Raw genomic sequence first — 9,365 nt, 5'->3', positions numbered from 1 at the left:
TTTGACATAAGGGCGTTTCATCGGACAGATTCCCACAGACCTGTCCTATGCCTAGATAGCCCGGGCATGCGTTTCCCTCGGGTGCAATAACGCATCAGAAACCAGGTATCAGGAGTCTTGACAGGGACAGGGGGATGTGAAAATATCATCCGGTGAAATCATCCCGGACAACACGACAAAAACAACCCGTTTCTCAGGGCAATAAAAGGGAGGCGATAATCCGGCAGTTTTTTGCGGTATCAGTCAATATCAACGGTCCGCACTTCATCTTCATAGGAGAACACCTCTTCGATATTCACCTTGAAGTAACGTGAAACCCGAAACGCCAGATCCAGAGAGGGAACATATTTCCCCTTCTCGATGGCAAGGATAGTCTGTCGGGTCACACCGATTGCTTTTGCAAGATCTTCCTGCGTAAGATCGTGCATCGCCCGGTATACCTTGATCTTATTCTTCATCGGTTTCCCAATCCCCGTACTTTCTGGCATAGTAGAACCTGAACCCGACATACAGGAAGATCATCAAGCAGAGAAGCCCCAGCTGTACATATCCAATCGTTTTCAGCGACATTATCTCCAGAGGCACTGGCGGGGACCGACGATCCACCCAAAATTCACGGGAAAAACGGGGCATATAGAGCAGGTTCATGACTGCCATGATCGAAAAAGCACAGAAGCATACCCAGAACACCTGGAATGTCCTCAGGGCCGCTTTCTCGGTGATCTTTGCACTCCGTTCATCCTCGATAAAATCATCTACCCCACGATACGCCAGATAAATAAGCACAACCCCACCCAAAAAGGAGATCATAAAGAGAAACGGGGTAAAGAATTCAACCGAGTACCAGAAGATCGCAAGAAGAGCAAGCGCTACAAACCCGATAACCAGATAAAAAATGTTTTTTTTCATGGCGTTCCTTTGTAAAGAATTTTGTACATGCCGTGATATAAACATGAGCCTTCCAGCCCCGGGCGCCCCGGGGCGGGCATATTTCGGCCAATTGTGGGGTAATTACAAGGATTTATATCGGCAGATTTACCATGCATTTTATGAATAAAAAAACCAATCGGCCCAGTCTTTTGCGGCTTGCAGCTGCAGTATTTCTGGGTTTCATTGTAGGATTCATCCTGTTCTTTATCTCGGCAATGATCATAGGGAGTGTTAACCATCTGATGGGCATGAATATCTCGATCGGGATGGATATTGCAGAGAATATTCTCAGCGCTGTTCTCCTTGTTATCTTTGTCGCGGGGTCTATCGCGTTGTTCTGCTGGAAGGTCTGGACGACCCCTGCCACAGAAGTAGAGGACGAAAACCCGGTCCCTGAAGAATAACATAAAAAACGTTCCATCCCGGTTTCTGAGCGACCAGGAACCGGATAGTATCCCCGGCGTCCAGGCTTACAGATTCATTCGGGACTATAGCCTTTTTTAAAAGACTGATATCTCCCAATTCACCGTATTTTTCCGCCGGATCCTTGCAGGCATGTACACAAAAAATACGGGATTGTGTACCCTCATATGTTTACATTCAGCATCACGCGGATCAAAAGCCCGATCACAAACGATATGGCTGCGATACCGAGGCTGATCGCTGCCATCTCTGCAAACCGTTTCCAGAAGGGAAGATCCTTTGCGACGGAGATATAGAACGTGAAGACAAAGATGACCAGAACCGCACCGATAAGGGTGAAAACAAGCGCGAGATACGGGCTTTGAAGGATAAGGAACGGCAGGATGAGCAGGGCAACGGTCACGATATAGGTGGCACCGGTGTACAGTGCGGCCTTTTTCGGGCTCGTGCCGGTCGTCCCCTCGGATCGCTGCGAGAGGTACTCGGATGCCGCCATCGAGAGCGATGCGGCAACCCCGGTGATCAGACCGGCCACAGCAATGATCTGCGAGTTCTGGATGGCGAAGGTGAGGCCGGCAAGAGTGCCGGTGAACTCCACGAGTGCATCGTTGAGGCCGAGAACGACAGAGCCGACATACTTCAGCCGTTCTTCATCGATTAGGGCGATGAGTTCCCGTTCATGCGTCGCCTCGTTTGCCAGCATGGACTGCATCTCGGGAATGGCCACAAGAAGCATCTCATCGCGGGTCTGTGCACCCTGTTCCACGCCTTCCATCAGTTTGACCGCAAAGGTCATCCCGAGCAGGCGGGCGATAAAATAGTAGAACAAGACCCGAAGCATATTGGGCGCGATCTCTTTTGCCGTATACTGCTTCCAGATAGTATAGTGATTATACTCCTCAGTGGCGATCCGGGTCAGGACCTCACGATTATGGGGTTCCGGTGTAACCTCTGCAATTTTGAGGTATATGTGGTGCTCGGTGATCTCGTTTCTCTGAAGCGCGGATATCTTGTTGAGAATTTCTTCTGTCAGCTGCATTATGTACCTCGCTATGGGTGTACAGAAATTTTGCCGAAGATTACGGGCGCCATACCTTTAAGCACCGGATGATTTGCCACCCGGTTCTCCGTACCTTGGGTATACCTGCCCGTGTCGCAAACAATACCCTGAAGTGTATGCAATATCCGGTCAATAAGTGGATCGTCCGGTCTATTTCGGGGCTTCATTGACATGCATAAATGTCGGGAAGATAATAGGTTGTCCCGTTGATAAAGGTCATTTTTTATGGCTCCCGGTCCAGCTTCTTCTTGATCTCCCGTATAGTGTTGAGCATCTCTTCAGAGTACGGCGTGAACCGGTAGCTGAGGTTGTTCTCGATCTGCCAGAACCCGATCTTCTCATCGTAGTGCCCGATAATGTAGCAGATGAGGATATAACAGGGAACCGCAAGGGCGATGACCATGGGCAGGGTGAGCCCAAGATGGATGTAAAAGAAGTCCTCGAACAGCTTGGCGTTTGCCGTGATGATACCAAAGTTTATGAGAATCTGAGTCCACGATGTCCCCCTGGTGTACCGCTGCTTGAATAATGCAAAATCATAGAGGAATCCTTTTTGTTCGGTCATATAGAGATATTTTAATCGAAAAAACAGAAATGCTTTCTCCACTTCCGGTAAATTCTCCCCCAGGTACCTGACGCTACACCCATCACATAAAAAAGTAGGGTTACCTTCACTATTCTAGCACCGCAAGCAGGTTCCCGGACGGGACCTGTGCCGCGACACCCGGGACACCGGGATGCGGAGTAAATATCTCTTCGCGTGCGCGCCGGCGCATCTGCTTCTTTGAAAGCCGAACCCGTTCTTTCTGCTCTTCCTGTCGGAAATTCAGGACCGCAGACCTGCGGGATGCAAGCGCGATGTTGAACGCGGCATTCACATCAGCATGTGCGACAAACCCGCAGTGCGGGCACTCGAACCGTTTCCTGCTCCGCCGCCCCATGCACCCGCACCGGCTGCATCTTTTCGAGGTATAGGCCGGGTTGACGTAGATGACGGGGATGCCCCGGCGGAGCGCCATCTTTTCCACCAGCCGCTGGAGCGAGAAGAACGATCCGTTCCCAAACGAGAACTCAATAAAACCCGCAGCATCATGGGAGTGCGAGTAACGACTGGAAAAGAGCTTTTCAAACTTGATACCCGAACCGAGCGATTCCGCGAAGGATACGATCTGCCGGGAGATTTTATTCAATGCAGCCTTGAACGCCCTGCGTTCACGGCTCTTGTCTTTTTTTAGTTTCCAGAGTTTTCCTTCCCTGTAGAGTTTCGTGCAGTTTTTGGTAGAGTTGCTGCGGACATAGTGTGTATTTTTCCCCATTTTCAGGATTTTCCCGCTGTCCGGTTCGGCGGCGACTGCCGCGTGGCCGGTCGTGTTGAGGTCAACACCGATCCAGCGGGCAGGTATGTGTGCGAATTGATGAACTTCAATCACCTTTTCCTACCCAAGTTCGCCTGCGGTACAAACTGCCTTTACACGGTAACTGTTTCTCCGGTGTTTTGTTCCTCCTGTCCTTGTTCGTGATTATGCACCCCGTTCCTTTATATCTTGCGGTAGAAAGACCCGGATTTGAAAAAGAGATGATTAATCGTGCGGGATTATGTATAGGGGGAATATTTTGGGGGAATTGGGGGTACCCCCCTCTTTACTCTAGAGAGGGGGTGCCACTCTTTTTTTGGGGGGTACCCCCAAGGGCCGGATTTTTTCCGGAATTGTCAGCCCGTAAGTTGGGTAGCATGCCTCTGGCTTTGGCAGATTTAGAGGATGGAGGCTGACACCCACATCCCCCCGAGAGATGAGTCCTCTCGCACCTCAGGAGGTGCCCGTGCGGCGGGGGTGAAACCCCGAGAGCACGCTTGTCTGAACTATCCAAAACTAGCCCGGGAAAACCCGGGTCACACCATCAGGAGGTAAGCCAGAAGCGAGAGCAAAAACGCCAGCAGCAGCATCGCAAGCGAGAGCGGCGCCACGAAGATCAGCATCGCGTTCACGGTGCTCGCGAGCTGGGAGATCCGGTTGGAGCCAAAGACAACCACATGCTCGCACTGCGCCGTTGTTGCCGCACACTCGGCAGACTCAAGGTCGTCGATGGCTGCCTGCACCGTGCTGATGACCTGAGGGAGGAATATTTCTGAGGGAATTGCTAAGCCCACCGGGTTCTTGCCGGTGATCGTGTTGACCACGTGGGAGTCTGTCGTCATCACTTCTGCGGCATCAACAAGGGTAAGGATCTTCTCAAGCAGGATGTCGCGGACTCCGGTCGCCATGTTGTTGCCATCGAACAGAACGTAGGCGGTCTTCTGGCCGGCTGTCTCCACAACCATCACTTGCATGCCGAGATCACCGAATCCCTCCTCCCGGGAGTAGGGAAGGTGCTGGCAGGCATAGCCGACCGAGAACGGTTTGAGGTCTGCCTTGCGGCAGGCCTCCATCGCCTGAATCGCACCGTGCTGGTACTCAAGGGCCGTCTGGGTTGCCTGGAGCACGGGGGAGGAGAGATCGGTCATGCAGTTGTGGCCGTCGACAAACGCGACATGGGGGAACCAGCGGTGCCCTTCAGCCATAATGCTCATACCGATCGAGAAATCGAGATCCTCGGTCTTCTGCGGCGATCGGGTCGTCACGATCAGCATCGCCTCACCAAAGCGCTGGTAGAGCACCTGCACGGAACCGCACGAGAGCCGGGCGGAACGAGTCGCACCCGGGGTATACGTGCGATCCTTTTTGGTGCGCTCGATCGCGTCGATCACTTTCTCGATCTCGCTCTCGGAGACAAGGTTGAAATCGTGCGTGGCGCACCCGTGGGCAACGAGCGTCTCCTCTTCCATCCGGTCGTGGATGACCCGGGGCAGGTTCCCACCCCCGATCTCGCCCATCGGGCCGGGGTGAAGGTTGGGGACAGTGAAGAGTACGGGTTTTTTGGATGTCCGACGGAAAAAGAGGCAGACCTGAGGGACGAAAATTTCTTCACCAATCTCGCGGAAGAAGTGCTCCATACCCTTTGACGAACCGTCAGTCATATGGGCGATAAATGCGTTGACAAATGCAAGTCCCCGTATATGGAACGCACGGTGCAGCGGCCGCTCGATCAGCCAGATGAGGATCGCAAAACCGAGGCCGAAGACGATATGGAGGACGAACGCAAAACCGGCCCATTCCGGCGAGAAGAGAAAAAATCCCACAAGGACGCCGACAGCGCTCTGGGTAACAGCCGGCAGGATCATCCGGGGCACACGGTAATCCGCAATCGCAACGAGCACAAAGAGACGCAGGCCAAAGACAAAGCCTAGGGAGATCCCGTAAAAGAGCGGGAGGTATTTTATTCCCCCGGCAAGCGAGGCGAACGTAATAATAACCGCAAAGACCGTGCAGGAGAGCGCAAGGAGCGCCGACCGGTTCCAGGTCATCGTCTTCCCGGAGTACTCGATGATCGGTTTTGTCAGGAGAAATGCGGCAATCGCCGGGAGAGTGAAGGCAAGCGTGCCCGAGAACGGGAAGTAGACCCAGGCGCGGGCGCTTGCGCCATCGATGACGAGGCCGAGGATAACGAGGATCAGGAGCGATACCGGCCATGATGGTGCCGTAAACAGGTATTTCGTGAGCTGCCCGAGTTTGACATCGCTTCCGGTCGCCATCAGGCAAAGCCCCCGAGGATCAGTTCCGACCGATCGGTACCCGCACGGATCACCGAGGTCGTGTAGGTCAGGGCACGCGAGTAGAAGGGGGCGTTTAACGTGAGGCTCTCGTATTCCCCGCCCTCCCCGACAAGGTTAATACGGTATTTTACTGCGACGGACTTGAGCCGGCCGATCAAGCACTCGTCAATATGGGCGCCAAGGAAACTCTCGTCAAGCCCCTCTGCTGCCGTCACCACGAGGATCGCATCCATACGCCCGGCCACTTCGTGGAGCAGGGCCTCCGTATCCTGGTGCCAGAGCGGGGTACAAAGGCTAATGCCCAGCCGGTCGGTGATCGCCTTTACCCGGTCGGCCTGGTAGGCTGAGGCAACCGCACCGGCCGTAACGCCTTCAATATCGAGCCCGGCGAGCCCGGCCTCAAGATCGGCGAGCTCCTCCTCCTTTCTCCCGTGGGTCGTGATCTCCACGTACTCCATACCGGCAATCCGGGCGATGACCGGCACCGCGTCGAGATTCGCCGAATGGAACATGTAAGACTCGGAATTCTTCGGCCTGACTGTCACCAGGTACCGGACATCCTTCCCTGCATCGATCGCTTTCTGGCAGGCAAGCATCGAGTCCTTGCCTCCCGAGGTAAGTGATGCCCAGCTCATCGTGTTACACCTTCACCGGCAGCGATTCTGGCGTACCGAAGTTTGCACGGTACCGCTCAAGCATCTGCGTCCATGTGGGCAGGTGCGTCTGGCAGCCGACGTGCTCCACGACATAGGAAGCGGTGACCGTCCCAATCCGGCAGCAGGAAAGGGGCGTATAACCCCGAACATACGCGGAGAGGAACCCGGCCCGGTATGCATCTCCCGCGCCGGTCGGGTCAGAGAGCGTAACCGGCACCACCGGGATGAAATACTCCCTACCGCCTATGTACAGCGTGCTCCCGTCACCGCTCATGGTAAAAATCGCCATAGTGACCTGTTTTGTGAGCACCTCCCTTGTCACCCCGAGCGTCGTGCACATCTGCTGCACCTCGTGCTGGTTGGCAAACAGGATGTCGGTGTTAGAAATAATAGATTTGAGCTGCTCTTTTGTGTACCAGAATACATCCTGCCCCGGGTCAAAGGAGACAAACTCGCTTTTTTCCGCCACCCGACAGTTGAAATCAGGATCGGCTGTCGCCATATGGACAAGGGGCAGCGCCGGGGCCTCCGCCATCGCAAACGCCTTTGAAGCCCCCCATTCAAAGAAGGTCATCTGGCTGCCGGCCTCATCCGTAAACATGAACGCAGTCGGCGTGTGGGTCCCCGGTACCTCAAAGAACTGCCGGTGAATGCCTAAGTTGTCCATCCACTGCTCGTAGTCGCTGCCGGCAAAGTCATCGCCAACGCAGGAGTGGAGCGTGACCGCTTCACCGAGTACGGCAATCCCCGCTGCGATATTTGCCGCCCCGCCGCCGAAAAAGACCTGCCTGTCGGTGATGTGCGTCGACTGGTTGGCCTTGGGAAGGTGGTGCACGCGGGAGATGTGATCGACTGCCGTATGCCCGACGATATGGATCATAGTTCCTGCACGTCCAGCTGTTTTAAGGGAATCTCGTGGAGGGCTTTACCGATCACCGACTTTGCGATCCGTGCGGCATGCTCCTTGGATTCAGCCCTGAATACTTTCATCTCGAGTACGAGGCCGACAAGCGCGGTGTCAGCAATTACGATCGCGCTTGAGAGCGGCTGATCGCAGAACGGGCAGGCGAGCATACCTGCCTCAACTTCCACAAATTTTGCCGACGGGTTGAGCCGTTTTCCCGCTTCGCTGATCGCGATCCCGATGGCATCGTCAAGCGACTTTGCTTCCTTGATGTACCACGCTGATTCCAGTGTCACCAGATAGTCCGGCATTTTTGTATCTCCCTTGTAAGTATTCCCGCCCGGTTTACCATACGTCGCGGTGGACGTGCTCCCCGGTATCCATGCGCTCCGCCAGGTGTCCCGGCGGGTGACCGTGCCCTGTGGCAAGAATCGCAAGCGGCCGGATGTGCGGGGGCAGCCCGAGAACTTCCCGCACTTCATCCTCGTCAAACGCCCCGGTCCAGCAGGAATGGAGGCCACGGGCATGGGTAGCGAGCATCATGTACGTGCAGGCAATGGTTGCATCCTCCACAGCGTAGAGGATGCCCCGTTCGCCGTACTGCGACATTGAGCGCACATAGTTGGCGCAGACCACAAAAAGGGCGGGCGCTTCCCCGACATGCAGCTGGCCGAATGCCGCTTCGGCAAGCGCGAGCCGAACCTCCTCATCCGTCACCACCACGACGTCCCATGCTTCAAGATTGCCGGCGCTTGGCGCAGTGCTCGCACAGGACATGATATAATTGATCTCGTCATCCGCAAGCGGCGTTTCCTCGTATTCCCGCACCGACGACCGGCACGAGAGAAATCCCAGAAAATCAGAGGAGTTCATGATCCGAGAGTACCTGCCATGCTGCCTGCGCCGGGGTGGTGGACGCGCTGATGGCCGCGGCGAGCTTCTCTACGGCCTGTTCGGGCTGGTCGCTCTCGACAAGAGAGATTGCATCATTTAAGAGATTTACCGCCCGCTCGAAATCCCTCTCGCCAGTGCTCTTTACTGCGAAGAGCACTTCGCTCCTGACCTGCTCCATGAGGAGAAGCAGCATTTTCCTGCCGCCGCTCTTCTGGTTTTCGGCAAAACCGGTGAGCGCCATACAGAGCTGGGAGACGACAATCAGTTCGGATTTTGCCCGTTCTCCGAACTGGTAACTTTTCACTGCGGTTGGAAGATCCATACTCACCATAGTCACTGGAGATAAATGATAATTATGATTGGAGCCGCTGAAACAAAAAACACACAGCACATGCTCCGGTAAACGGGTCAAAAAATTGCTTGCGGGGCAGGATCATGCCCCGTTCATTATCCACCGATCACGGGCCAGTCGTAAGGAAATGCTGTCGGGTTACCGTGCGGCCTTTGCCTTCGCGCCAAGCATGGAGACTTTCGCACGGCGCATGCGCCTGCGGATGAGCGGGCTTGCAGTAGATTCATTCAGGCCCGAGCCGCCGGACCGGTCGCCACCGCGTCTTCCACCACGGCCCCGGCTGCCGCCGCGCCGTGCACCACCCCGGCCACCGCGCTGCTCTTCAGCTGCTGCCTGATCGATTTTCTTTAAGTTGATGCTTGATTTGAATCTCTGGTTTGGTCCCGGGCTCTTGCGTTCGCCTTCTTTTTTCGGGACGAGCCGGATCTGGCCCTTGACGCCCTTCACCTGTGACCAGAGGGTTGTACCTGTCTTGCCCATGTGTTAAAACTCCT

13 protein-coding genes are annotated in these 9,365 nt (G+C 55.0%); 1 reads left to right on the top strand and 12 read right to left on the bottom strand.

The window, feature by feature from the left end; translation table 11 throughout:
• Nucleotides 1–239: 239 nt before the first annotated feature.
• Together QZN75_RS06615 and QZN75_RS06610 are read right to left on the bottom strand one after the other, a co-directional pair.
• Nucleotides 240–458 (bottom strand): helix-turn-helix transcriptional regulator, encoded by a 219-nt coding sequence (locus QZN75_RS06615; protein ID WP_292426382.1) that lies wholly within the window; start codon nt 456–458, stop codon nt 240–242.
• A complete protein-coding gene (locus QZN75_RS06610) occupies nt 448–909 on the bottom strand; it encodes a DUF2178 domain-containing protein (RefSeq protein WP_292426379.1) in 462 nt (153 codons plus the stop codon). The genes QZN75_RS06615 and QZN75_RS06610 overlap by 11 nt, the downstream gene beginning before the upstream one ends.
• A 140-nt stretch (nt 910–1,049) precedes the next feature.
• On the opposite strand from QZN75_RS06610, the gene QZN75_RS06605 reads away from it, so the two are divergent.
• Nucleotides 1,050–1,334, top strand: a complete 285-nt coding sequence (locus QZN75_RS06605) for a hypothetical protein (protein WP_292426376.1) — start codon at nt 1,050–1,052, stop codon at nt 1,332–1,334.
• Between the two features lie 182 nt (nt 1,335–1,516).
• Here QZN75_RS06605 and QZN75_RS06600 read toward each other — a convergent pair whose 3' ends face one another.
• From QZN75_RS06600 to QZN75_RS06555, 10 genes are all read right to left on the bottom strand, one after another.
• On the bottom strand, nt 1,517–2,392 hold the full coding sequence (locus tag QZN75_RS06600; RefSeq protein ID WP_292426373.1) for a VIT1/CCC1 transporter family protein: 876 nt from the start codon (nt 2,390–2,392) through the stop codon (nt 1,517–1,519).
• 244 nt (nt 2,393–2,636) lie between these two features.
• Nucleotides 2,637–2,978: a hypothetical protein gene (locus tag QZN75_RS06595; RefSeq protein ID WP_292426370.1), complete on the bottom strand. Its 342-nt coding sequence runs from the start codon at nt 2,976–2,978 to the stop codon at nt 2,637–2,639.
• A 109-nt stretch (nt 2,979–3,087) separates the two neighbouring features.
• Nucleotides 3,088–3,843 carry an RNA-guided endonuclease TnpB family protein gene (locus QZN75_RS06590; protein WP_292426367.1) on the bottom strand — a complete coding sequence of 252 codons (756 nt, stop codon included), beginning with the start codon at nt 3,841–3,843 and terminating at the stop codon, nt 3,088–3,090.
• 461 nt (nt 3,844–4,304) lie between these two features.
• Entirely contained in the window at nt 4,305–6,044 is a 1,740-nt protein-coding gene (locus QZN75_RS06585; RefSeq protein WP_292426364.1) for a DUF2070 family protein, read from the bottom strand.
• Entirely contained in the window at nt 6,044–6,700 is a 657-nt protein-coding gene (locus QZN75_RS06580; protein WP_292426361.1) for a diphthine--ammonia ligase, read from the bottom strand. Before QZN75_RS06580 ends, QZN75_RS06585 begins: the two co-directional genes overlap by 1 nt.
• 4 nt (nt 6,701–6,704) lie before the next feature.
• A complete protein-coding gene (locus tag QZN75_RS06575) occupies nt 6,705–7,601 on the bottom strand; it encodes a carbohydrate kinase family protein (protein WP_292426358.1) in 897 nt (298 codons plus the stop codon).
• Nucleotides 7,598–7,936, bottom strand: coding sequence for a DUF555 domain-containing protein (locus QZN75_RS06570; RefSeq protein ID WP_292426356.1), 339 nt, complete (start codon nt 7,934–7,936; stop codon nt 7,598–7,600). The genes QZN75_RS06575 and QZN75_RS06570 overlap by 4 nt, the downstream gene beginning before the upstream one ends.
• Nucleotides 7,937–7,970: 34 nt before the next feature.
• Entirely contained in the window at nt 7,971–8,498 is a 528-nt protein-coding gene (locus QZN75_RS06565; protein ID WP_292426353.1) for a nitroreductase family protein, read from the bottom strand.
• On the bottom strand, nt 8,485–8,841 hold the full coding sequence (locus QZN75_RS06560; protein ID WP_292426350.1) for a hypothetical protein: 357 nt from the start codon (nt 8,839–8,841) through the stop codon (nt 8,485–8,487). Before QZN75_RS06560 ends, QZN75_RS06565 begins: the two co-directional genes overlap by 14 nt.
• 168 nt (nt 8,842–9,009) lie before the next feature.
• Nucleotides 9,010–9,351: a DUF5350 domain-containing protein gene (locus QZN75_RS06555; RefSeq protein WP_292426347.1), complete on the bottom strand. Its 342-nt coding sequence runs from the start codon at nt 9,349–9,351 to the stop codon at nt 9,010–9,012.
• Nucleotides 9,352–9,365 lie beyond the last annotated feature (14 nt).

Origin of the sequence: Methanoregula sp., from assembly GCF_003170075.1 — an archaeon.
Lineage (GTDB): Archaea > Halobacteriota > Methanomicrobia > Methanomicrobiales > Methanospirillaceae > Methanoregula.
The sequence above is the reverse complement of the archived record's forward strand: the minus strand, read 5'-3'. Positions and strand labels throughout refer to the sequence as shown.